Source organism: Micromonospora ferruginea (genome assembly GCF_013694245.2).
In the GTDB taxonomy this organism is placed as follows: Bacteria; Actinomycetota; Actinomycetes; order Mycobacteriales; family Micromonosporaceae; genus Micromonospora; species Micromonospora robiginosa.
Genome location: NZ_CP059322.2, coordinates 1,276,564 through 1,299,672, shown reverse-complemented (window position 1 = coordinate 1,299,672; position 23,109 = coordinate 1,276,564). Strand labels below are relative to the sequence as shown.

At 72.1% G+C, this 23,109-nt stretch carries 23 protein-coding genes; 9 read left to right on the top strand and 14 right to left on the bottom strand.

Annotation, left to right across the window (positions count from 1 at the left end; genetic code table 11):
• Positions 1–275: 275 nt before the first annotated feature.
• Positions 276–497, bottom strand: a complete 222-nt coding sequence (locus H1D33_RS05865; protein ID WP_181572883.1) for an MbtH family protein — start codon at positions 495–497, stop codon at positions 276–278.
• A 428-nt stretch (positions 498–925) separates the two neighbouring features.
• On the opposite strand from H1D33_RS05865, the gene H1D33_RS05860 reads away from it, so the two are divergent.
• The 5 genes from H1D33_RS05860 (at position 926) to H1D33_RS05840 (ending at position 4,565) form a co-directional block, all read left to right on the top strand.
• Positions 926–1,315 carry a GntR family transcriptional regulator gene (locus H1D33_RS05860; RefSeq protein WP_181569037.1) on the top strand — a complete coding sequence of 130 codons (390 nt, stop codon included), beginning with the start codon at positions 926–928 and terminating at the stop codon, positions 1,313–1,315.
• Entirely contained in the window at positions 1,312–2,214 is a 903-nt protein-coding gene (locus tag H1D33_RS05855; RefSeq protein WP_181569038.1) for an ABC transporter ATP-binding protein, read from the top strand. Before H1D33_RS05860 ends, H1D33_RS05855 begins: the two co-directional genes overlap by 4 nt.
• On the top strand, positions 2,211–3,197 hold the full coding sequence (locus H1D33_RS05850) for a hypothetical protein (protein ID WP_181569039.1): 987 nt from the start codon (positions 2,211–2,213) through the stop codon (positions 3,195–3,197). The genes H1D33_RS05855 and H1D33_RS05850 overlap by 4 nt, the downstream gene beginning before the upstream one ends.
• A gap of 211 nt (positions 3,198–3,408) precedes the next feature.
• Positions 3,409–4,047 (top strand): CDP-alcohol phosphatidyltransferase family protein, encoded by a 639-nt coding sequence (locus H1D33_RS05845; RefSeq protein ID WP_181569040.1) that lies wholly within the window; start codon positions 3,409–3,411, stop codon positions 4,045–4,047.
• A complete protein-coding gene (locus H1D33_RS05840) occupies positions 4,044–4,565 on the top strand; it encodes a VTT domain-containing protein (RefSeq protein ID WP_181569041.1) in 522 nt (173 codons plus the stop codon). Before H1D33_RS05845 ends, H1D33_RS05840 begins: the two co-directional genes overlap by 4 nt.
• A 23-nt stretch (positions 4,566–4,588) precedes the next feature.
• Here H1D33_RS05840 and H1D33_RS05835 read toward each other — a convergent pair whose 3' ends face one another.
• Genes H1D33_RS05835 through H1D33_RS05800 form a run of 8 tightly spaced genes read right to left on the bottom strand, consistent with a single transcriptional unit; the run spans position 4,589 to position 12,611 of the window.
• Positions 4,589–5,350: an SDR family oxidoreductase gene (locus H1D33_RS05835; protein ID WP_181569042.1), complete on the bottom strand. Its 762-nt coding sequence runs from the start codon at positions 5,348–5,350 to the stop codon at positions 4,589–4,591.
• The gene (locus tag H1D33_RS05830) at positions 5,347–6,372 is read right to left on the bottom strand and encodes a zinc-dependent alcohol dehydrogenase (RefSeq protein ID WP_181569043.1); all 1,026 of its coding nucleotides are present in this window, start codon (positions 6,370–6,372) and stop codon (positions 5,347–5,349) included. Before H1D33_RS05830 ends, H1D33_RS05835 begins: the two co-directional genes overlap by 4 nt.
• Complete coding sequence (locus tag H1D33_RS05825) at positions 6,369–6,707, bottom strand: L-rhamnose mutarotase (protein ID WP_181569044.1); 339 nt, start codon at positions 6,705–6,707, stop codon at positions 6,369–6,371. The genes H1D33_RS05830 and H1D33_RS05825 overlap by 4 nt, the downstream gene beginning before the upstream one ends.
• The gene (locus H1D33_RS05820) at positions 6,686–7,576 is read right to left on the bottom strand and encodes an amidohydrolase family protein (RefSeq protein WP_181569045.1); all 891 of its coding nucleotides are present in this window, start codon (positions 7,574–7,576) and stop codon (positions 6,686–6,688) included. The genes H1D33_RS05825 and H1D33_RS05820 overlap by 22 nt, the downstream gene beginning before the upstream one ends.
• A 49-nt stretch (positions 7,577–7,625) precedes the next feature.
• Positions 7,626–8,951, bottom strand: coding sequence for an enolase C-terminal domain-like protein (locus tag H1D33_RS05815; protein ID WP_181569046.1), 1,326 nt, complete (start codon positions 8,949–8,951; stop codon positions 7,626–7,628).
• 33 nt (positions 8,952–8,984) lie between these two features.
• A complete protein-coding gene (locus tag H1D33_RS05810; protein WP_181569047.1) occupies positions 8,985–10,019 on the bottom strand; it encodes an ABC transporter permease in 1,035 nt (344 codons plus the stop codon).
• The gene (locus H1D33_RS05805) at positions 10,012–11,556 is read right to left on the bottom strand and encodes a sugar ABC transporter ATP-binding protein (RefSeq protein WP_246411631.1); all 1,545 of its coding nucleotides are present in this window, start codon (positions 11,554–11,556) and stop codon (positions 10,012–10,014) included. The genes H1D33_RS05810 and H1D33_RS05805 overlap by 8 nt, the downstream gene beginning before the upstream one ends.
• On the bottom strand, positions 11,553–12,611 hold the full coding sequence (locus H1D33_RS05800; RefSeq protein WP_246411633.1) for a sugar ABC transporter substrate-binding protein: 1,059 nt from the start codon (positions 12,609–12,611) through the stop codon (positions 11,553–11,555). Before H1D33_RS05800 ends, H1D33_RS05805 begins: the two co-directional genes overlap by 4 nt.
• Before the next feature lie 259 nt (positions 12,612–12,870).
• Between H1D33_RS05800 and H1D33_RS05795 the strand changes: the two genes are divergently transcribed.
• Entirely contained in the window at positions 12,871–13,575 is a 705-nt protein-coding gene (locus H1D33_RS05795) for a FadR/GntR family transcriptional regulator (protein ID WP_181569049.1), read from the top strand.
• A 12-nt stretch (positions 13,576–13,587) separates the two neighbouring features.
• On the opposite strand, the gene H1D33_RS05790 is transcribed toward H1D33_RS05795, so the two are convergent.
• The 3 genes from H1D33_RS05790 to H1D33_RS05780 are packed head-to-tail and all read right to left on the bottom strand — an operon-like array spanning position 13,588 to position 15,502.
• Positions 13,588–14,556 carry an aldo/keto reductase gene (locus H1D33_RS05790; RefSeq protein ID WP_181569050.1) on the bottom strand — a complete coding sequence of 323 codons (969 nt, stop codon included), beginning with the start codon at positions 14,554–14,556 and terminating at the stop codon, positions 13,588–13,590.
• A gap of 8 nt (positions 14,557–14,564) precedes the next feature.
• Positions 14,565–15,344, bottom strand: coding sequence for an SDR family NAD(P)-dependent oxidoreductase (locus H1D33_RS05785; RefSeq protein WP_181569051.1), 780 nt, complete (start codon positions 15,342–15,344; stop codon positions 14,565–14,567).
• Complete coding sequence (locus H1D33_RS05780) at positions 15,341–15,502, bottom strand: hypothetical protein (protein WP_181569052.1); 162 nt, start codon at positions 15,500–15,502, stop codon at positions 15,341–15,343. Before H1D33_RS05780 ends, H1D33_RS05785 begins: the two co-directional genes overlap by 4 nt.
• Before the next feature lie 253 nt (positions 15,503–15,755).
• Between H1D33_RS05780 and H1D33_RS05775 the strand changes: the two genes are divergently transcribed.
• The 3 genes from H1D33_RS05775 (at position 15,756) to H1D33_RS05765 (ending at position 21,266) form a co-directional block, all read left to right on the top strand.
• Positions 15,756–17,870, top strand: coding sequence for a sigma-70 family RNA polymerase sigma factor (locus tag H1D33_RS05775; protein WP_246411635.1), 2,115 nt, complete (start codon positions 15,756–15,758; stop codon positions 17,868–17,870).
• A gap of 369 nt (positions 17,871–18,239) precedes the next feature.
• Entirely contained in the window at positions 18,240–19,724 is a 1,485-nt protein-coding gene (locus H1D33_RS05770; protein ID WP_181569054.1) for an RICIN domain-containing protein, read from the top strand.
• 78 nt (positions 19,725–19,802) lie between these two features.
• Positions 19,803–21,266: a pectinesterase family protein gene (locus tag H1D33_RS05765; protein WP_181569055.1), complete on the top strand. Its 1,464-nt coding sequence runs from the start codon at positions 19,803–19,805 to the stop codon at positions 21,264–21,266.
• 215 nt (positions 21,267–21,481) lie between these two features.
• Here the strand turns inward: H1D33_RS05765 and H1D33_RS05760 are convergent, their stop codons facing one another.
• Both H1D33_RS05760 and H1D33_RS05755 read right to left on the bottom strand, forming a co-directional pair.
• Positions 21,482–21,703 carry a ferredoxin gene (locus H1D33_RS05760; protein ID WP_246411638.1) on the bottom strand — a complete coding sequence of 74 codons (222 nt, stop codon included), beginning with the start codon at positions 21,701–21,703 and terminating at the stop codon, positions 21,482–21,484.
• The gene (locus tag H1D33_RS05755) at positions 21,697–22,920 is read right to left on the bottom strand and encodes a cytochrome P450 (RefSeq protein WP_181569056.1); all 1,224 of its coding nucleotides are present in this window, start codon (positions 22,918–22,920) and stop codon (positions 21,697–21,699) included. The genes H1D33_RS05760 and H1D33_RS05755 overlap by 7 nt, the downstream gene beginning before the upstream one ends.
• Positions 22,921–23,109: the final 189 nt, after the last annotated feature.

Genomic DNA, 23,109 nt, shown 5'->3' with positions numbered 1-23,109 from the left:
TCCGGCTGTTCGGCGAGCCGGGCGCGTCGAGCGGGCGGGCCACGGGCACGAGCGCGGGATGGGGCGGGATCCGCGGCGAACACGAGCGCGGATGGAACGGGACGCGCGGCGTGCGCGAGGTGCGGTCCGCGCGGACGGGCGAGGGACGGGCCGATGCGCGAGCGGGCGGGTGGGGAGCGGCCGTACGACCGGGTGCGCCGGCCGGGCGCGGCACCGGAGGGGGAGGTGCCGCGCCGGCCGGCGGGTCACGTTGCGGCCGGTCGACGCCGGGTGGGTCAGGCCCGGCTCTCCTCCAGGGCCCGGATCAGGCTTTTCGGCCGCAGATCCGTCCAGTTCTTCTCGATGTAGTCGAGGCATTCCTGCCGGCCGTCCTCGCCGAACACGGTGGTCCACCCGTCGGGCACCTCGGCGAATACCGGCCAGAGTGAATGCTGCCCCTCGTCGTTGACGAGGACGAGATAACGGCCGTCGGGGTTCTCGAACGGATTCATCGGAATTCCTCTCTCGAGCGCGCCCCGGCGGGGTGCGCGAAGACGTGCGGGATGCCGGCGTGGCCCGCCAGGTGACCTGTCCGACCGTCACTCTCACCCGCTGCTTCCGCGGTGACAAGGACGTTCGCGGGTGTTCGACCGCAGCGCGGACACAGTCGAACACCGCAGCCGCCGGTCACCAGGAATTGCGTGTTCGACGGCCGCCGAAGAAGACCGGTCCCGGACACCGGCGGGCCTGAACGCATTTGACAACTGCAATTAGTCGCGCCCTGGGCGCGGGCCGGCCGCGATCCGCCCGCCGCGCGGTTGTCGGGGACAAAAAGGGCGACACGCCCGCCGCCGGGGCCGCGCCCTGGTCAAAGCATTAAGCTTCGGGTATACGAACGTTCTACTGTCCCGAAGTGCTATGAGGTTAGACGGATGAGTGTGGCGACTTGATCGAGTTCCACCTGGACGTGCGCTCGGGTGTCGCGCCGTACGCGCAGCTGGTCCAGCAGGTCCGTCAGGCGCTGCGGCTCGGGCTGCTCTCGGTCGGCGATCAGCTTCCGACCGTCAAGGAGGTCGTCGCCAAGCTGGCGATCAACCCGAACACCGTCCTCAAGGCGTACCGGGAGCTGGAGCACACCGGCCTGGTCGCCGCGCGGCCGGGCCTCGGCACGTTCGTCACCCAGAGCCTGGCCGACAAATCGCTGGCCGCTCACGAGCCGCTTCGACAGGAGCTGAGACAATGGCTCGCCAGGGCCCAGGCCGCCGGGATGGACGCCGACAGCATCGAAGCCCTGTTCATGACCACGTTCCGGACCTCGTTGGAGACGCGGCGATGACCTTTCTGCTCGACGCCGACGGGCTCGGGAAGCGTTACGGCCGGCAGCGCGTGCTGACCGACTGCACCGTGCGGATTCCGGCCGGGCACGTGGTCGGGTTGGTCGGCCCCAACGGCGCCGGCAAGTCGACGCTGCTGGAGCTGGCTGCCGGGCTGATCGAGCCGAGCGAGGGCAGCATCCGGGTGCTGGGCGAGGTGCCGGCGTCCAGCACGCGGCAGTTGTCCCAGGTCGGGTTCGTCGCGCAGCACGCGCCGGTCTATCGGGCCTTCACCGTCGCGGAGCATCTGCGCCTGGGTGCCGAGCTGAACGAGCGCTGGGACAGCGCGTTCGCCAACAGCCGCATCGAGCAGCTCGGGCTGGATCCGCAGCACCGGGCGGGTCAGCTCTCCGGCGGGCAGCGGGCGTTGCTGGCGCTGACGATGGCCGTGGCGAAGCGACCCGAGCTGCTGATCTTCGACGAGCCGGTCGCGACGCTGGATCCGCTGGCCCGGCACGGGTTCCTGCGCAATCTCATGGAGTCGGTCGCCGAGCTCGGCGCCAGCGTGATCCTGTCCTCGCACGTGATCGAGGATCTGGAGCGGGTCTGCGACTATCTGGTCGTGCTGTCCGCGGGCCGCATCCAGCTCGCCGACGACGTCGCCGACCTGACCGCCACGCACCACCGCCTGGTCGGGGGCCTGGATCTGCGTGCCGGGTTGCCGGAGGGGGTGGAGGTCATCGAGGAGCAGCGCACCAGCCGGCAGTCCACGCTGCTGGTCCGGTCGGCCGGGCCGCTGCCGGACGGGCTGCCGGAGGCCGAGCATCCCGATCTGGAGAACGTGATCCTGGCGTACCTGAACAAGGCGACGCCGATCCGCCGCACCGAGCCGGCGCAACCCGCGGCGGAGGTGGGCCGGTGATCTGGCTGACGTGGCGTCAGTTCCGCACCCAGGCCGTCGTCGCGGTCGCCGCCCTGGTCGTGGCCGCCGCCCTGTTGCTGTGGCTGGGCGTGAGCATCCGGCACGCGTACGACGCGGTGGTCGCCTGCGCCACGCCGGCGGCCTGCGCGAGCACCCGCGACGCGCTGCTGTCCCGCTACGGCGCGCCGGTCGCGGTCGCGGGCATCGTGCTGCTGGCGCTGCCGGCGGCGCTGGGCGCGTTCTGGGGTGCCCCGCTGCTGGCGCGTGAGCTGGAGGCGGGCACCTACCGCATGGTGCTGACCCAGGGGGTCACCCGCACCCGCTGGCTGCTGCCGAAGCTGGTGCTGACCGGGTTGTCGGCGGTCGTGCTGACCGGGACGTACAGTCTGTTGCTGACCTGGGCGGCGAGCCGGTTCGACCAGGTGCAGGGCGACCGGTTCACCCCGCTGACCTTCGCCGCCCGGGGGCTGACCCCGCTCGGCTACGCGCTCTTCGCCTTCCTGCTGGGTGTCGCCGCCAGCCTGCTGCTGCGCCGCTCGGTGCCGGCGATGGCGGTCACCGTCGCGGTCGTGGCCGCGGTCGGTGCCGCCGTGCCGGTGCTCGTGCGCCCGCACCTGGCGAGCCCGATCACGACCACGGTGGCGTTCACCCCGGACACCGTGCGCCGGTCGCAGTTGAACATCGCCACGGAGCTGCAGGTCGGCAACTATGTGCTGCCCGGCGCGTGGGTGTTGAACCGCTGGCACGACCTGCGCGACGCCGACGGAAACAAGGTCACCGCGCGCGCCGTCGACGACTGCCTCGGCGGCACTCCCGAGCAGGCCGCCCCGTGCCTCGCCGGGCGGTCGCTGCACTTCGAGATCTCCTACCAGCCGGCCGACCGGTACTGGCGGTTCCAGGTGATCGAGCTGGGCGGTTACCTCGTGCTCTCCGCGCTGCTCGCCGTCGCCGCGCTGCGCAGGATGCGCCGCCCGCTGGCCTGACGAGCCGCGCCCGCCAGGGCGGGTCCCCGCTTCGCACCGCTCCCCCGGCCCGGTCACGACCCGGTCGGGTTTCGACCGTGTCCCGACCGCAGTCGAACGCTGCCCGGATTCCCCATAGCCAGGGTGGCCGGCGCTAAGTACCATAGTGCTATGAACCTAGTTAAAGTGCAGTAGCAGGGCGCACCTCTCCGCCTTCCGATCGGAGATCGACATGACAATCTCCCTGTTCACACGAGGCGTCGAGCCCGGCACCCACCGCTTCGCGCCCGCTCCGAACTCCGACGCGCCGCAGCTCAACGTGCCCAACACGATCACCCTGGTCCGCACGGTGCTCGCGGTGGCCCTGGCCGCCGCCGGGCTCGCGCACGGCAACGCCTGGCTGGTCGTCGCGTCGTACGCGTGCTACTGGGCCGGCGACGTCCTCGACGGCCTGTCCGCCCGCCTGTTGCATCAGGAGACCCGCTTCGGCGCGGTGTTCGACATCGTCGCGGACCGCGCCTGCTTCGCCCTGGCCGCCGCCGGGCTGCTGGTGCTGCGGCCCGGCTCGCTGCTGCCCTGCACCATCCTGCTGCTGCAGTTCCTCACGCTCGACACCATGCTCAGCCTGTCGTTCCTGCGCTGGCCGATCCTCAGCCCGAACTACTTCGGGCAGGTGCACAACGGTGTGTACCGGTGGAACTGGTGGCCGCCGGCCAAGGTCCTCAACACCACCAGCCTGGTGGTCGCGGTCCTCGCGACCGACCTGCCGTGGATCGCCGCCGCGCTGGCCCTCGTCATCACCGCCATCAAGGTCGTGTCACTCGTCGTCGTGTCCCGGCTGCCGGCCGCCGAGCTTCCCGGCCGGCCGTGATCGGCATCCTGGCGGCCGCGCTCGGCGTCGGTTTCGTCTCCGCGTTCTTCCCGGGGCTGCCGGCGGAGCCCTACCTGATCGGCGCCGTCGCGACGACCAGCGCGCACCCGGTGCCGCTCGCCCTGGCCACGGCCGTCGGTCAGAGCGCCGGCAAGTTGGTGATCCTGCTCGCCGTGCGCGGCACGCTGCACGCCCCCGCCCTGCGGCAGTGGATCGAGAAGAAGCGCGCCGCGCTGGCGGAGCGGGCCGCCCGGGACGCCGCCCGGGACGATCCGGGCCCGCTGCGCCGCCTCGGCGCCCGCCTGGTCAAGCTCGCCCAGCTCAACCGCACCACCGTGGCGGCGCCCCTGCTACTGGTCAGCGCGATCGTGGGGATTCCGCCGCTCATCGTCATGACCTTCACCGCCGCCGCGGGGCAGATGAGCGCACCCGCCTTCCTGGCCACCTGCCTGACCGGCCGGTCCGTGCGGATGCTCATCATCGCCTTCGCGCCCAGCCTGCTCGTGGGCCACCTGTGAGCGGGGCGGAGGCCGGCGCGGCATCACCGGCCCAGCCAGCCCCCGTCGACGGCGAGGACGGTGCCGTGGACGTAGGCGGCGGCGTCGGAGGCCAGGAAGACCGTCGCGCCGGCCAGGTCCTCGGGTCGCCCCCACCGGCCCGCCGGGATGCGTTCCAGGATCGCCCTGTTGCGGTCCGCCTGGTCACGAAGCGCCTGGGTGTTGTCGGTGGCGATGTAGCCGGGGGCGATCGCGTTGACGTTCACGCCCCGGCCGGCCCACTCGTTGGCCAGCGCCCGGGTCACCCCGGCGATCGCCGACTTCGCCGCCGCGTACCCGACGACGTTTATTCCGCCCTGGAAGCTCAGCATGGAGGCGGTGAAGATGATCTTCCCGCTCCCCCTGGCGAGCATCTGCCTGCCGATTTCCCGGGCGAGCACGAAGGGCGCGGTCAGGTCGACCTGCACCACCTCGTCCCAGTCGGCGTCGGGGTGCTCGGCGGCCGGGGCCCGCCGGATGGTGCCGGCGTTGTTGACCAGGATGTCCACCGGGCGGGGACCGCCGGCCAGCGCCGCGGCCAACTCGGCCACCGCCGTCCGGTCGGCCAGATCCGCCCGGTACGGCGTGAAGCTGCGCCCCCGGGCCTCGACCCGCCGGGCCACCTCGCTGCCCTCGTTCTCCAGCGCGGCGCTGACGCCGATGACGTCGGCGCCCGCGCCGGCCAGCGCGTCCGCCATCGCCAGCCCGATGCCGCGCCGGCAACCGGTCACCACGGCCAGCCTGCCGCTGAGGTCGAACATGGTCATCGGCCACCGCCACAGTCGATCAGGATCTTGACCACCCCGCCGCGTTCCAGGGCGTCGAACGCGCCGGCGACGTCGCGCAGCGGCACCACCTCGGTGATGAGGTCCTCGGCCGGGACCTCGCCGGCCGCCAGCAGGCGGACCGCCTCGGTGAAGTCGACGCGCTGATAGACCCGGGCGCCGACGATCTCCAGCTCGCGCCAGAAGACCCGGTGCAGGTCCACCTCGCGGGGTGTCGGGTGGATGCCGACCACGACGAGGCGTCCACGGACGGCGAGCAGCCCGGTGGCGGTCCGTATCCCGCCCGCCGACCCGGAGACCTCGAACACCACCGCCGCGCCGGCCCCGCCGGTGCGCTCGTCGACGGCGTCGGCCGGGTCGGTGGTGGCGGGGTCGACCACGGTGAAGCCGAGTCGGGTCGCCACGTCGCGGCGGTGCGGATCGAGTTCGACCAGGAGAACGTGCGCGCCGGCGGTGCGGGCGACACCGGCGATCAGCAGGCCGACCGGGCCGGCGCCGATCACCACCGCGCGTTCGCCGGCCGCCAGCCGGGAGCGGCGTACATCGTGCACCGCCACGGCGGTCGGTTCGATCAGCGCCGCGTGCCGCAGGGACAGGCCCTCGGGCAGCGCCACGAGCGTCCCGGCCGGCACGGTCCAGGAGCCCTGCATGGCACCCGGTGAGTCGATGCCGATGAAGTCGAGCCGGTGGCAGACGTGCTGGTGCCCGGCGCGGCACGCCGGACAGTCTCCGCACCAGGCCAGCGGCATCACGGTCACCGCGTCGCCGACCCGCCAGCCGGTGACGCCGGCGCCCAGCTCGGCGATCCGGCCGGACATCTCGTGCCCGATCACGGCCGGGGCGGAGACCCGGTGGTCCATCGCGCCGTGCAGCACGTGCAGGTCGGTGCCGCAGATGCCGGTGTAGGCGACGACGACGCGGACCTCGCCGGGCCCGGGTGGGACCGCCGGTCGGTCCACGACGGTGAAGGTGCGGTTGCCGACGTACAGTGCGGCCTGGGTCATGTCGTTCCGCCTTCGCTCAGGTGCCAGACTTCCCGCATGGGCGCCCACCACTGCCCGGAGTCCGGGTCGGCCAGGGACTCCTGGCACGGGTCGGTGAGTTGCCACCACCGGCGGGTCTGCGGGTCGGCCGCGATGCGGGCCTGGTCGGCGGCGTGGTCGGCGCCGAAATACTCGTAGTAGCCGAAGAGCAGGTCGCCGTGCAGGAAGATCGTGTAGTTGCGGATGTTGGCCGCCCGGAGCGTCTGCTCCACGCTCGGCCAGACCTGGGCGTGCAGCCGCAGGTATGCCGCGCGCCGCTCCGGGCGTAGCCGGATCACCGTGCCGTAGCGTTGCATCCCTCTCCCGTTCCGTCCTCTCGGACCGCGAGCCGGTACACGCGCACCGCGGTGCCGGCGAAGATCTCGTCGCGTTCGCCCGCGGACAGCGGCGGCAGCGCCGCCCCCAGCGCGTCGCGCACCACGCGGTAGTCGGCGACGAGCAGGCAGACCGGCCAGTCGGAGCCGAACATCAGCCGCGACGCCCCGAAGGTCTCCACCGCGACGGCCACGAAGGGCCGCAGCGCGGCCACCGTCCAGCCGGGCCCGGCCTCGGTCACCAGACCGGAGAGCTTGGCGGTCACGTTGGGACTGGCGGCGAGCGCCGCCAGGTCGGCCGACCAGCCGGCCAGCCCGGCGACGCCGGCGCGGATGCGCGGCTTGCCCAGATGGTCCAGGACGAACGGCACCTGCGGCAGGTCTCGGGCCGCGCGGGCCGCGGCGGGGATCTGGTCGGCCCGGATCACCAGGTCGAAGACCAGCCCGGCGTCGGCCACCGCGACCAGGCCGCGGCGGACGTCCGGCCGGTCCAGGTAGTCGGGGTCGGGCTCGCCCTGCACCTGCGAGCGGATGCCCACCAGCAGCTCACCGCCGCGCATCCGCCGGTAGTCGGCGAGCGTGTCCGGCAGGTCGGGGTCGGTGACGTCGGCCCAGGCCACCACGCCGGCGATCGGTTCGGTGTCGGCGGCGTGGCCGAGAAACTCCGGGGCCTCGTCGCGGTGGCAGCGTCCGCCCTCCACCAGCACCGTGTGGCGTACGCCGGCGGCGTCGATCGCGGCGCGCAGGTCCGGCGGGGTGAACGGCCGGCGGATGCCGGCCAGGCCGGGGTCGTCGAGCCAGGTGTAGCCGCGTTCGGGTCGCCAGAGGTGGTGGTGCGCGTCGACGATCAAGACGTCTCCCTGCCCGTACGGGCCTCGGTGGAATCGGTCGGTTGCGCGCTCAGGCGGTCGCGGCCGGGACGGCGTCGCCGGCCGCGGTCCACTGCGGGCCGTCGGGGAAGCGGTACGCGTCGAGCGTGTCGGCCAGAAGCTGCCCGCTCATGCCCGGCGCGGTCGGCGCGCGGTAGCGACCCCGCTCGACGCGGACCGGATCGACGAAGTGCTCGTGCAGGTGGTCGACGTACTCGATGGCCCGGTCCTCCCAGCTACCGCTGACCGCCACGAAGTCGAACATGGCCAGGTGCTGGACGAGTTCGCACAGCCCCACGCCGCCGGCGTGCGGGCAGACCGGCACGCCGTGCTTGGCGGCCAGCAGCAGGATCGCCAGGTTCTCGTTGACGCCGCCGACGCGGCAGGCGTCGATCTGCACGACGTCGACCGCGTCGGCCTGGAGGAGCTGCTTGAACATCACGGCGTTGTGGACGTGCTCGCCGGTGGCCACCTTGACGGGGGCCAGGGCGCGCCGGACCGCGGCGTGGCCGAGGATGTCGTCGGGCGAGGTGGGCTCCTCGATCCAGTACGGGTCGAAGCCGCGCAGCGCGCTCATCCACCCGATCGCCTCGGGCACGCCCCAGATCTGGTTGGCGTCGACCGCGAGTCGGACCTTGGGCCCGACCGCCTGGCGGGCCAGCGCCATCCGGCGCACGTCGTCGTCGAGGTCGGCGCCGACCTTGAGTTTGATCAGGTCGTAGCCGTCCTGCACCGCCTCCTGGCACAGCCGGGTGAGCTTGTCGTCGTCGTAGCCCAGCCAGCCGGGGGTGGTGGTGTAGGCCGGGTAGCCCTCCTCGCGCAGCAGCCGTTCCCGCTCGGCCCGGCCCGGCACGCCGGCGCGCAGCAGCGCCAGGGCCTCGTCCTCGGTGAGGGCGTCGCGCAGGTAGCGGAAGTCCACCTGGGCGACGATCTGCTCGGGGGTGAGGTCGGCCAGCAGCTTCCACAGCGGCTTGCCGGCCCGTCGGGCGGCCAGGTCCCAGACGGCGTTGACGATGCCGCCGGCGGCCATGTGCACGACGCCCTTCTCGGGGCCGAGCCAGCGGATCTGGCTGTCGCCGATCAGGCGGCGGGCGAGCGCGCCCGGGTCGGCCACGATCTCGTCGACCGACGCGCCGACGATCAGGTCGGCGAGCGTCCGTACGGCGGCCACCTGGATCTCGGTGCCGCGGCCGACGGTGAAGACCAGCCCGTGGCCCTCGGCGCCGCCGGTGGTGCGCAGCACGACGTAGGCGGCGGAGTAGTCGGGGAAGGGGTTCATCGCGTCGGATCCGTCGCGGTGCCGCGAGGTCGGGAATCGCACGTCGAAGGTCGCTACGGACGAGATCAGCTCAGTCACCGTCTGCTCCCGGATCGTCGGATGTGTGTGCGTTCACTCCTGCGCCTTGCCCCCGGTGATCCGGGACAGCACAAGGGCGACCAGGATGACCGCGCCGTTGAGGAAGTTCGTCCACTGCGCGGGCACGCCGGCCAGCGTCAGCACGTTGACGATCATGAACAGCAGCAGCACGCCGGTGAAGGCGCCGACCATGCTGCCCTTGCCGCCGTTGAGGCTCACGCCGCCGATGACCGCGGCGGCGAACACCTGGAAGATCGCCCCGTCGCCCTGCCCACTGGGGATGGAGGCGAGCCGCCCGGCCTGGATCAGGCCGGCCAGCGCGGCGAGCACGCTGGCGGTGACGAGCGTGAGCCAGAGGATCCGGTCGGTGCGGATGCCGGCCGCCCGCGCCGCGTCGACGTTGCCGCCGATCGCGTACAGCGCCCGGCCGCCGGAGGTGTAGCCGAGCACCACGACGGCCACCGCGAACGCCACCAGGCACAGCCAGATGGAGACCGGCACCCCGAGCCAGGAGGCGCTGCCCAGATAGGACATCGACGGCGGCAGGCCGAAGAAGGTGCTGCCGCCGGAGATGCCGGTGAGCAGGCCCCGCAGCACGATCAGCATGCCGAGTGTGACGATGAAGCCGTTCAGTCCGTACCGGACGATCAGCAGGCCGTTGAACGCGCCGACGAGCGCGCCGACGAGCAGGGTGACCGGGACGGCCCAGGCGCCGTCGAGCAGGTCGACGCCGAGCCCGTGGGTGATCGCCGGGTCGACCACCAGCCAGGCCGCGACGCCCGGGGCAAGGCCGAAGGTGGACTCCAGCGACAGGTCCATCTTGCCGGTGATGAGCACCAGCGTCTCGGCGAGCACCAGGATCGCGATGGCGGACATGCTCTGCAGGATGTTGATCAGGTTGTCGCTCTGCAGGAAGACCGGGTTGACCAGTTGGCCGACCACGGCGATCACCACGATCGCCGGCACCAGCACCAGGTCCCGCAGGCGGGCCAGCGCGGGCATCCGCCGTCGGGCGCTCGGACGGTCGGTGGGCGCCGGTGCGCCCGTGGAGACAAGCGTGTCAGACATGCTCGGCCTGCACCCCTTCCATGGCGGCCACGAGGTCGGCGTCGCGCCAGCCCCGGGGCATCTCCCGCACGACGCGGCCGGCGAACATGACCAGCACCCGGTCGCACCCGCGCAGGTCGTCGAGTTCGTCGGAGACGATGAGCACGCCGGTGCCCTGGGCGGAGACCCGGTCGACCACCGCGAGCAGGTTCTGTTTCGACCGCACGTCGACCCCGGCGGTGGGAGTGATCAGCACCAGCAGCTTCGGGTCGCTGGCCAGCGCCCGACCCATCACCACCTTCTGCTGGTTGCCGCCGGACAGGCCGGACACCGGCTGCCCCGGGCCCGCGGTCTTGATGCCCAGGTCCGCGATGGACCGTTCGGCGAACGCGTCGCGGCGGGCCGGCGCGAGGAAGCCGCGACGGCGCAGCTTCCCCGGCACGGTCATGGTGATGTTCTCGGCGACCGACAGCATCGGCACCAGGCCCTGCCGGTGCCGGTCCTGCGGGACCAGCCCGATGCCGGCGTCGAGCGCGTCACGCACGCTGCCGGGGCGCAGCACGCGCCCGTCGAGGCGTACCGTGCCGCCCCACAGCCGGCGCAGGCCGACGATCGTCTCGGCCACGTCGACCTTGCCGCTGCCGCCGCCGCCCGCCAACCCGACCACCTCGCCGGCGCGGACGCGGAAGGACGCCTCGGCCCCGGCGCCGGTGACCAGGCCGTCGACGGCCAACAGCTCGGCGGCGTCCCCGGCCGGCGCGGGCCGGGTGGTGGCGGGCCCGGCGCCGGCCTCCTCGCCCGTCATCGCCGCCACCAACTCGGCCGGGGTGACGTCGGCGACCGCCGCGGTGCGGATGTGCCGGGCGTCGCGGAACACGGTGACGGTGTCGCAGATCTCGTAGATCTCCTGGAGGTGGTGGCTGATGAACAGGAACGTCACGCCCTGTCGCTGGAGATCGCGGATGCGGGCGAACAGCCGGGCGATGCCGCCGGCGTCGAGTTGCGCGGTGGGTTCGTCGAGGATGATGAACCGGGCCCCGAACGACAGCGCCCGGGCGATCTCGACGAACTGGCGTTCCTCGACGGTGAGCGTGCCGGCCGGCTGGTCCACGTCCGCGTCCACCGACCACTCCTGGAGCAGCCGCTCGGCCTCACGGCGCACGGTGCGCCACCGGATGAGCCGGTCCCGGCCCCGCGCGTGGCGGTTGAGGAACAGGTTCTCCGCGACGCTCAGCGTGGGGATGACTGTCGACTTCTGGTAGACGCAGGCGACCCGGCGTCGCCAGGCGTCGCGGTCGGCCAGTGGCGGGGCCGGGCGACCGTCGAACGCGACCTGCCCGCCGTCCGGTTCCTGCAAGCCGGTGAGGATGCCGACCAGGGTGGACTTGCCGGCGCCGTTGCGGCCGACCAGGGCGTGTGTCTCCCCCGGCCGGACCATGATGCCGGCCGAGTCCAGGGCGAGGGTGGAGCCGTAGCGCTTGGTGATGTCGACCGCCTCGACGACGGGTGGACCGTGGTCGGCCCGCCCGTCGTCGGGGCGTGCTGCGGGGTCGGTCACGACGCGTTGCCCCACAGCGTCCGGTCGTCGTACTTCAGGGTCGGTTGTCCGGCGATGGTGGCGCCGTCGGCGGTGACCAGCGGCGCGGCGAGCTGGTCCTCGAGCAGCCCGTCACGGACCTGGACGATGGTGCTGTCGTGGTCGGTCGGGCCGGGGGCGAAGGTCTTCCCGTCGATCGCGGCCTTGACGTAGTAGAGGCCGTACCTGGCGAACTGGTCGGCGGGCTGGCTGACCGTGGCGTCGATCAGGCCCGCCTTGATGTTCTTGAGTTCCTCCGGGATGCCGTCGTTGGACACCACGAAGACGTGCCGGGGGTCCGAGGGCGGGAACTGCAGGTTGCGCTGCTTGAGCACCTGGAGCGTGCCGGCGAGCGCGAACGAGGACTGCATGTAGACGCCCTTGATGTCCGGGTCGGAGGCGAGCCGGGTCTGGAACTTCGACGCCGCGAGGTCGCCCTTCCACTCGGTCGCCTCACCGAAGACGGTGATGCCCGGGTAGTTCTGCTTCATGCACTCGTTGAACGACTCGGTGCGGTCCCGGCCGTTGATCGAGTCGAGCCCGCCCTGGAACATGATGACCTTGCCCTTGCCGCCGAGCTTCGTGCCGAGGAACTGGCACGCCTTGGTGCCGTAGGCCCGGTTGTCGGCGCGGACCACCATGAAGACCTTGCCGGTGTCCGGCCGGGTGTCGATGGTGACGACCGGGATCTTCTTGTCGGCCAACTGTTGCAGCGACGGGGCGATGGCGGCGGTGTCCTGCGGCGCCATCACCACACCTTTGACGTTCTGGCTGATGAACGTCTGGGTGTTGGAGATGAGGGTGGCGATGTCGTTCTGCGAGTTGGTGGTCTTGAGGTCGACGCCCAGTTCCTGCGCCGACGGTGGGACGTACTTGATGTAGGCGTTCCAGAAGTCGGTGTCCGACCGGGGGTAGTCGACGCCGACGAGCGGCTTGCCGCCGGCGGCGCCGGCGTCGCCGCCGGAGGAGCATGCGGTCAGCATGCTCAGACCCAGCAGGGACACCAGTGTCAGGCGTAGCGAAATCGTGAGGCTCACCGTTCTCCTGTTCGGGTCCGATCTGCGCGGAGGGGGTGCTCGCTCGTCGACCGCCGGCAGACGACGGACGGCCAAAGGTCTGATGTCTTTATAGACGAAACTCTTTATGGCTGTCTAGGGACAGGTTTCCGGCGCGTTACCGGCGCCCACCGCTCGACCTCTGACGGACCGCTGAGCGCCCAGGTAGAGCTGGCCCCTGAGACGTGGATGTGCGGAGATATGATGTCTACCGGGCGAGCACCGGGGCGAGGGAGGGCGCATGGCACTGACCGACGAGGCCATCGCAAAGATCAGGCAGATGATCCAGTCCGGGGAGCTTCCTCCGGGGGCCCGGCTGCCTCCGGAGCCGCAGCTCGCGGTTCAGATCGGGCTCTCCCGCAGCGGCGTCCGGGAGGCGGTCAAGGCCCTGGAGTCGGCGCGCGTGCTCGACGTCCGCCGCGGCGACGGCACCTACGTCACCAGCCTGGCGCCACGCCTGCTGCTGGAGGGCGTCGGCCTGGCCGTGGAACTCCTGCGCGACGACACGCTGTTGGAGGTCATGGAGGTACGCCGGCTGCTGGAGCCGGCCGCCACCGGCCTGGCCGCCGCCCGCCTCACCGACGCCCACCTCGACGAGCTGGCGCAGCTCCTGGAGGACATGCGGACCGCCGCCGAGGACGCCGAGAAGCTGATCCAGTACGACACGGCCTTCCATCGCACGGTCATCGCGGCCACCGGCAACGAGACGCTCACCTCGCTGCTCGACGGGCTCTCCGGACAGACCGTGCGAGCCCGGGTCTGGCGCGGCCTGATCGAGGGCAACGCGGCACACGTCACGCTCGGCGAGCATCAGGCGATCTACCGCGCGCTGCGCGCCCGCGACCAGACACTCGCCCAGGCGACCGCGTTGATGCACGTCAACACCTCCGAGTCCTGGCTGCGGACGATCCTGGCCGAGACCGACGGCGACGGCCGGCCGGACTGACCGGAGCCAGGGTCACGACTCGACCAGCCCCTGCGCGACGAGGTCCGTCCAGAGCGACGCCGGGACCGGCGTGCCGGTGCAGGCGGCGTTCCGCCGCACCTGGGCCGGGCTCTTCGCACCGAGCACGACCGTCGCGACGGCGGGATGCCGCGCGACGAACGCGATCGCCGCCTGCGGCAGCGTCACCCCGTGCGCGCGGCACACCTCGGCGATGCGCAGCGCCCGGTCGTACAGGGGCTGCGGGATCGGCCCGTAGTCGTAGGTCCGCCCGGGGGTCTCGGTGGCCAGCACGCCGCTGTTGAACACGCCGGCGGCGAGCACCCCCACCCCGCGCTCCCGGCAGCGGGGCAGCAGCGTCCGCGCGGCGGACTGGTCGAGCAGGGTGTAGCGGCCGGCGAGCATGACGGTGTCGACGTCGGTGTCGCTGACGAACCGCTCCAGCATCTGCCACTGGTTCATGCCCACCCCGATCGCCCCGACCACGCCCTGCGCGCGCAGCTCGTGCAGGGCCGGGTACGCCTGCTCGACCGCCTGCCGCCAGTGGTCGTCGGGGTCGTGGATCAGCGCCACGTCCACCCGGTCGAGGCCGAGGCGGTCAAGGCTGGACTCCAGCGACCGGCGTACCCCGTCGGCGCTGAAGTCCCACCGGCGCACGTGGTCGGCGGGGACGTCGAACCCGGCCGCGTCGTCGCGCCGGTCGGCGGTGTCCGGGGACGGCACCAGGATGCGTCCGACCTTGGTGGAGACGCTGAACTCGGCGCGGGGCCGCCCGGCCAGCGCCGCGCCGAGGCGGCGCTCGGAGAGCCCGAGGCCGTAGTGCGGGGCGGTGTCGAAGTATCGGATGCCGGCACCCCAGGCGGCGTCGACGGCGCCGCGCGCGTCGTCGTCGGTGACGCCGCGGTAGAGGTTGCCGATCCCGGCCGCGCCGAAGCCGACCGCGGTGACCCGGACCGTCGAGCGGCCCAACCGGTTGGTTTGCACTGGGCTCCTCAGGTCGCGGGCGGGGGCGGAGCGTCGCCGGCCGGGCGCAGGCGCAGGCCGTGCACGCCGCCGTCGACGGCCAGCACGGTTCCGGTGGTGGCGGCGGCCAGCGGGCTGGCCAGGTAGGCGATGGCGGCGGCCACCTCGTCGGCCGAGACCAGCCGTCCGATGGGTTGGCGGGCCCGCAGGGCGGCGAGTTCGGCGTCCGGGTCGGCGGTCGCCGCGAGCAGCCTGCGCACCCAGGGGGTGTCGGCGGTGCCGGGGTTGACGCAGGTGACCCGGATGCCCTCGGTGACGTGGTCGGCGGCCATCGCCAGGGTCAGGGCCTGCACGGCGCCCTTGGTGGCGCTGTAGAGCGCCCGGTCGGGCAGGCCGGTGCCCGCCGCGATGGAGCCGATGTTGACCACCGAGGCGTGGCAGGAGGCGCGCAGCTCGGGCAGGGCCGCCCGGGTGACCCGGACGACGCCGACCACGTTGACGTCGAAGACCCGGTGCCACTCGTCGACCGGGTTCGCCTCGATGGTCCCCCGCGCGCCGACCCCGGCGTTGTTGACCAGGATGTCGATGCCGCCGAGATGGCGTGCCGCGGCGGCGACGGCCTCGGCCACGGAGGTGTCGTCGGTGACGTCGCACCGCAGGCCGCGCAGCGGGGCCGGCACCGCGGCGGGGTCCAGGTCGAGGCAGGCGACGGCGGCTCCCCGCGCGGCGAGCAGCCGGGCGGTGGCCAGGCCGATGCCGGAGCCGCCGCCGGTCACCACCGCCTTGAGGCCGGCGAACTCCGTGCTCATGGCTGCCCCCGCACGTCGCGGACGGGGCCGGTGGCCGGTGTGGTCACGGCGCCGATCCGCAGCGCGGGTTCGGTGAGCACGGGCAGTTCGCCCGACGCCAGCTCTCCCCCAACGATCATCGAGTTCATCTTGTCGATCGCTTCGTCGGTGACCGGCACGCCACCTCCTCCGAACATCCGACGTCTGGAAGCGTACTCCCCCGAATGCGGGTGGGCACACCCCGCACATCACGCCAGAGGTCTGATCTGATCCGACGGACGACGCCGTGATGCTCCTCCCACCGACGACGGTAGGCATGGGAGGTCTCGCCCCGGAAGAGCCCTTGCTCGGGCGGAGATCCGCCAGTAACGTCCGGCAAACACCTCCATTGTCTGGGCAATCGAGGCACCGCCGGCGATGAGAGGGAGTGGCGTGGAAGGGCTGGTGCGTGCGGCCCGGGCCGGCGACCGCGAGGCGCTCGCCGAGCTGGCGACCAGGACACTACCGTCGGTCTACCGTCTGGTCAGGGGCGTCCTGGGCGACCGGGCCGATGTGGACGACGTCGCGCAGGAGTGCATGATCCGCATGATCCGGGGCCTGCCGGAGCTGCGTGACCCGGACCGCTTCCGGCCCTGGCTCGCCACGATCGTCCACCGGCAGGTCAGCGACCACCTGCGGCAGCAGCCGCCGTTCGCGGTCACGCCGCTCACCGAGCCGGATGAGTTCCCGGACGCCGGCGGCGACGTGGCCGGTCGTACCGTCGTCGAGGCCGCGCTCAGCGGACAGCGCCGGGAGGTGGCCGAGGCGTCGCGCTGGTTGACGCCCGACGACCGGCGCCTGCTCGCGGCGTGGTGGCAGGAGGCGCTCGGCGACCTGAGCCGCGCCGACCTCGCCGGCATGCTCGGCGTGCGCGAGCCGCACCTGGCGGTACGGCTGCAGCGCATGCGCAACCGGTTGGACACGGCCAGGACGATCGAGGCCGCCCTGGGGCAGCGCCCCGGCTGCCCGGAACTGGCGGCGCTGAGGCGGACCTGGACCGGTGAACGCTCCCCGGTGTGGCGCAAGCGGTTCGGCCGGCACGTGCGTGACTGCGCCCGCTGCGGCGCGCACCGGGCCGAACTGCTCGCGCCGGAGCGGCTGCTGCACGGCCTGGTCGTGGTGGCGGTGCCGGCCGCCCTCGTCGCGGCGGTCCGGGCGGCGGTCGAGGCCGGGGCGGCGTCGCCGGCGCACGGCCCGGCGCGCCGACTCACCTCCGGGCAGCTCGCCGTGTCCGGAGCCGCCGCGGCGGCGCTGGCGCTGGGCGCCGTCATCTACGCGGTGTACCTGACACCCGACCCCGGCCCGGCGCCCGCCGTGGCCGCTCCGATCGCCTCGTCACCGACCCCCGCTCCCCCGTTGCGGGCCTCGGGCAGCCCGACCCCGACCGGCTCGCCCGCCGCCCGGCCGACGTCGGTGACCGGAGTGACCGTCGCGGACATCTTCGTCGCGCCCGACGGCGACGACGCCGCCGACGGCAGCCGGGAACGACCGTTCGCGACGGTGAACCGGGCGGTCGAGGTGGTCCGGCCCGGCCAGACCATCGCGTTGCGCGGCGGTGTCCACCGACTCAGCCGGCCGGTGGAGATCGACACCGACGGCGCCCCCGACCGGCGGATCGTCCTGAGCGGTTACCGCGGCGAACGCGCCGTCGTGGACGCGAGCGCGGTCGGCGACGGCAAACAGGCGGTGACCCAGCGCACCGCCTTCTGGACCGTGCAGGACCTGGAGGTACGCGGCTCCCGCAGCCACGCGTGGACGTGCAACGCCTGCCGGTTCACCACGTTCCGGCGGTTGTCGGTGCACGACAACTACCGCTCCGGCCTGACCCTGCGCGACCCGGGGACGTCCGGCAACCAGGTGCTCGACAGCGACTTCTACCGCAACTACGACCCACGGGAGCGCGGCAGCGCCGGGATCGGGCTGGGCGTCAAGTTCGGCGACGGCGACGGCAACGTGGTGCGGGGCAACCGGGCGTTCCACAACGCCGACGACGGGTTCGACTTCGGCGCCTTCCGCAGCCCGATCACGGTCGAGAGCAACTGGTCCTACGGCAACGGCCAGAACCGGTGGAACGCCGCCGGTTGGGACAGCAACGGCTTCGGCTTCTCCCTCGGCGGCGGCGAGACCACACCGTCGGCGGCGCACCGGGTCCGCGACAACGCCGCCTGGGACAACCGCGGCGACGGGTTCGGCGCCGAGGGCAACACCGGCGCGATGTCGCTGGTCGGCAACACCGCCTACCACAACGGCGGCGACGGGTTCGACCTGAGCGGCGCACGTGGTTCGGCCCGGGGCAACCTCTCGGTCGGTAACCGGCAACGACCGGCCCTGATCGGCCCGGACGTCACCGCCGACGACAACTCGTGGGATCGCGGCGAGTGGCGCGAGTCGTCGCTGCGTTCGGTCGACCCGACGGTGGCGCAGGGCCGGCGCGCCGCGGACGGCAGCCTCCCCCGCACCTCGTACCTGGACACCGGGAAAGGCGTCGGCGCCGACCTGGGTGACTGACGCGGCGCGCCCTGAAAGGCCCGCGACGCATCCGGGAGAGCTGGATAACACAAACCGGCGAGGTTTTCCGAATGGCGCCGTTCTCGTCGCTCCACGTACCGGCTGAGCAGGACGGATGTGCTTAGCTGTTCGGGCACGCGCCGGAGCCGGCAGCGTCGCCCATTCGCAGGAATGGGCCAAAGGGCGGGAATCATTTCCGGTCGTCATTCGCACGGGCAGCGGGTGACCTCGACCGGGACTCATTTCCCCGCACCATTTCACCGTTTGTCCCGCAGTCGCGGGAATGACGTCTCGACCGGGATCTGACGGGACGGTCCGGGCTGCCGTCCGGCGGTGACGTCACCTCCGTCCGCACCGAAAAGGAAGACGATGTCCAGCAGAAGACTCTCCGGGCGGCGTGCCGCCGTCACCTCGTCGGCCGTCGCCGCGGCGCTCGCCGTCCCGGTCGCCGTCGTGGCGCTCGTCGGACCCGCCGACGCCGCCACCCCGACGGCAGGCGGCACCTACACCCTGGCCAACGGCGCCAGCGGCAAATGCATCGTGGTGACCGGCGCCGGCACCGACAACGGAGTACGCCTCGCGCAGGTGGCCTGCGACGCCGGCGCCCCGGCGCAACAGTTCCGGGCGGTGTCGCAGAACGGCGCCTACGGCCTGACCAACCTCAACAGCGGCAAGTGCATCGACGTGCCCAACTACTCCAGCACCACCGGCGAACAGCTCTGGCAGTGGACCTGCGGCACCAGCACCAACCAGACCTGGACCCTCACCCCCTCCAGCGTCGCCGACAAGTTCCTCATCCGCAGCAACCTCAACAACCTCTGCATCGCCAACAAGGACGGCTCCACCGCCGGCAACAACCCCATCATCCAGGAACCCTGCGCCGACACCGCCCGCATGCAATGGCGCTTCAACCCCGTCGGCAGCACCCCCACCAACCCACCCACCACCCCGCCGTCGAGCGGGCCGTACGCGAACGCGCCGGACGGGTTCGCCGGCGCGGCCGGCACCACCGGCGGCGCCGGCGGCACCACGGTCACCGTGACCAACCAAGCCGACCTGGAGCGCTACGCCTCGGCCAGCACCCCCCACGTGATCCGGGTCGGCGCGGCGATCACGATCAGCCCGTACGGCAAGGAGATCCCGGTCAAGTCGAACAAGACCATCGTCGGCGTCGGCAGGGGCGGCCAGATCGTCAACGGCGGCTTCAACCTCGGCACCGGCACCAGCAACGTCATCATCCGCAACCTCACCATCCGTGACACCCGGATGACCTCCGACGACCCGGACGACAAGGACTTCGACTACGACGGCATCCAGATGGACACCGCCAACCGGATCTGGATCGACCACAACCAGATCGTGCGGATGAACGACGGTCTGATCGACAGCCGTAAGGACACCACCAACCTCACCGTGTCCTGGAACGTCATCGCCGAGGGCAACAAGGCGTTCGGCATCGGCTGGACCACCAACGTCACCGCCCGCATCACCATCCACCACAACTGGATCCACGACACCAACGTGCGCAACCCCAGCACCGACAACGTGCAGTACGCGCACCTCTACAACAACTACATGCAGAACGTCCGCGGCTACGGCAACTACTCCCGCGGCGCCACCAAGATGGTCATCGAGAACACCTACTACGACACCGTCAAGGATCCCTACTACCGCGACGACGCCGCCGAGCTGCGCCAGAGCGGCAGCGTCTGCGTCGCCTGCACCGGCCAGCGCGAGACCGGCGGATCCGCGTTCACCCCGTCGAGCTTCTACAGCTACCGGCTCGACCCCGCCGCCGACGTGCCCGCCCTGCTGCGCACGTACGCCGGCCCCCAGGCCGCCATCGGCCAGTGACGCCGACGGTGCGCGGCGGGCCACGGTCCGCCGCGCACCGCGCCCCTCCACCACCACCCCTGACATCGAGGTAGGAACATGTCCAAGAGAGCACTTCCGGGACGCCGGGTCGGCGTCCTGTCCACGGCCGCCGCCGTGGCGCTCACCGTCCCGGTCGCCGTCGTGGCGCTGGGCGGCCCTGCCGACGCCGCCACTCCGGTCGCCGGCGGCACCTACACCCTGGCCAACGGCGCCAGCGGCAAATGCATCGTCGTGACCGGCGCCGGCACCGACAACGGAGTACGCCTCGCGCAGGTGGCCTGCGACGCCGGCGCCCCGGCGCAACAGTTCCGGGCGGTGTCGCAGAACGGCGCCTACGGCCTGACCAACCTCAACAGCGGCAAGTGCATCGACGTGCCCAACTACTCCAGCACCACCGGCGAACAGCTCTGGCAGTGGACCTGCGGCACCAGCACCAACCAGACCTGGACCCTCACCCCCTCCAACGTCGCCGACAAGTTCCTCATCCGCAGCAACCTCAACAACCTCTGCATCGCCAACAAGGACGGCTCCACCGCCGGCAACAACCCCATCATCCAGGAACCCTGCGCCGACACCGCCCGCATGCAATGGCGCTTCAACCCCACCGGCAGCACCCCCACCACCCCGCCGTCGGGCGGGACGTCGACGGTCGCCTCGGACGGCAGCGGCACCTACCGCACGGTGCAGGAGGCCGTGGACGCGGTCCCCGCGAACAACACCACCCGGCGGGTCATCACCATCAAGCCCGGCACCTACCGGCAGGTGGTGCGCGTGCCGTCGAACAAGCCGAACATCACCTTCCAGGGTCTCGGCTCGTCGCCGTCGAACACCACGATCGTCTACCACAACTCCGCCCACACCAGCGGCACCTCCGGCAGCGCCAGCATGTTCGTCGACGGGGCGAACTTCGTCGCGGAGAACCTGACCATCTCCAACGACTACGACGAGAACACCTACGAGACCGGCGACCAGGCCGTGGCGTTGCACCTCAACGCCGACCGGGCGGTGCTGCGCAACGTGCGGCTCCTCGGCGACCAGGACACCTTCCTGGTCAACGACCGCACCCGCGCCTACGTGGTCAACTCCTACATCGAGGGCACCACCGACTTCGTCTTCGGCGGCGGCACTGTCGTCTTCAACGCCTGCACCGTCCACGAGAAGCGCTCCTCCGGCGGCACCATGACCGCCGCGAGCACCGACGCCGCCAAGACCTACGGCTTCCTGTTCTACCGCTCCACCATCACCGGCGCCGGCAGCAACAACACCACCCTCGGCCGGCCCTGGCGGCAGGGCGCGCAGGTGCTCTACCGAGAGTCCAACCTGAGCAGCACCGTCAAGAACGCCCAGCCGTGGACCAACATGGGCGACGCCACCTGGCAGAACGCCCGCTTCTCCGAATACCGCAACACCGGTGCCGGCGCGACCGTCAACGGCAACCGTCCCCAGCTCAGCGACGCGCAGGCCGCCACCTACACGCCGCAGAGGTACCTGGCCGGCAGCGACGGCTGGACCCCGATGTGAGACGCGGCCCCGCGTACCCCGCAGGCCTGATCCTGTCGTCGCGCGCGGCCTGACGGCGCGACCGGGACGGTGTGGCCGCCGTGGATGCCACGGCGGCCACACCGCGCAGCTCGTGCAGCGGGAGGCCATCCCGACCACGGCGCTGCCGTTCGCCCCGGTCGGCGGCGCGGAAGGGATCCTGATGTGGCTGCCCCGGATTCGTGGCCGCCAGGGCGTCAGGTGACCTGGATGGCCCCGGCCGGGCACAGGTCGGCGGCGCGGCGCACCCGCTCGTCGCTGCCCGCCGGCGGCGCGGTGACTCGCAGCAGCACCAGCCCGTCGCCGTCGTCCTGGGCGAAGACCTCCGGGGCGGTGAGCACACAGTTGCCCGAACCGCAGCAGGCGTCCCGGTCGACCCGCACCCGCACGGTCGCCGCCTCGCCGGCGGCGCTCACCACGTCACCGGCAGCGTGTCGAGGCCGAAGACGATGGAATTGTCCCGGGTGCTCAGCTCCTCGGGTGCCGCCGTCACCCGCAGTCCGGGGAATCGGCGGGCCAGCGCCACCAACGCGATGCGCAACTCGGCGCGCGCCAACGGCTGCCCGATGCACTGGTGCACCCCGAACCCGAAGGCCACCTGCTGGTGCGCCTGACGGTACGGGTCGAACGCGTCGGGATCGTCGAACACCTCGTCGTCGCGGTTGGCCAGGGAGATGAGGGCGATGGCGCCCTCGCCGGCCCGGATCAGCCGACCGCCGACCTCGACGTCCTCGACGGCGACCCGGAACAACCCGGTCCGCACGATGCTCAGGTAGCGCAGCAACTCCTCCACCAGGTCCGCCGCCCGCTCGGGCTCGTCGCGCAGGATCGCGTAGCGGGCGGGGTCCCCGGTCAGCAGCAGGACGCTGAGCCCGATCATGTTGGCGGTGGTCTCGTGCCCGGCGATGAGCAGCAGCAGCGCCATGCCGACCAGTTCGTCGACCTCCAACTCCCCCGGTTCGACCCGCTCCCGCACGAGTCGGCCGAGCAGGTCGTCGGCGTCGTCGGCCCGGGCCCGCCGGTCGTCCACGAGGGTCCGGACGTAGTCGCGCAGCTCCTCGAAGTCGCGCCGGACCCGCTCCGGCGGCATCTCGCGGTCGAGCAGCGTGCGGCTGCGGGTCTGGAAGAAGTCGTGGTCGGCGTAGGGGACGCCGAGGAGGTGACAGATCACCATGGACGGCAGCGGCAGGGCGAAGGTCGACACCAGGTCGGCCGGGGGCCCGGCGGCGGCCAGGTCGTCGAGCGCCTGGTCGACGGAGCCCCGGATCAGCGGCTCGATCCGGCGGACGTTCTTGATCATGAACTCGGCGGTGAGCATCCGCCGCAACCGGGAGTGCTCGGCGCCGTCCATCCGGATGAACGAGCCCTTGCTGTCGCCGGCCGTCGAGCGGGCCGGCGGTCGCAGCAACGGGAAGCCGGGGCGGTCGAAGTCGGAGCTGAAGGCCGGCTGGCGCAGCATGTGGCGTACGTCGGCGTGCCGGGTGACCAGCCACGCCGAGGATCCGGTGGGCAGTCGCACCCGCCGCACCGGGCCGACGTAGCGCCGGCGTTCGGCGTCGTCCAACGGAGTGAACGGGCCGCGGGCGGTGTTGACCGGGGGCCAGAGCGGCAGTTCCGTCTCCACGGTGCGCGTCACATGGACCACCTCCAACTGAAACAGTGAGTAGTCACATCAGTGCGCTACGTTACGCATCGGCGGGAGTCGACACAATCCCCCACCTTCGGTGCGGCCCGCCGGGCGACCGGAGATCATCGGCGGCCGTCGTGCCGGCTCACCACAGTGGATGGTGGTTGGAGTCGTGACCGGATTCGGGCTGGCGTACGC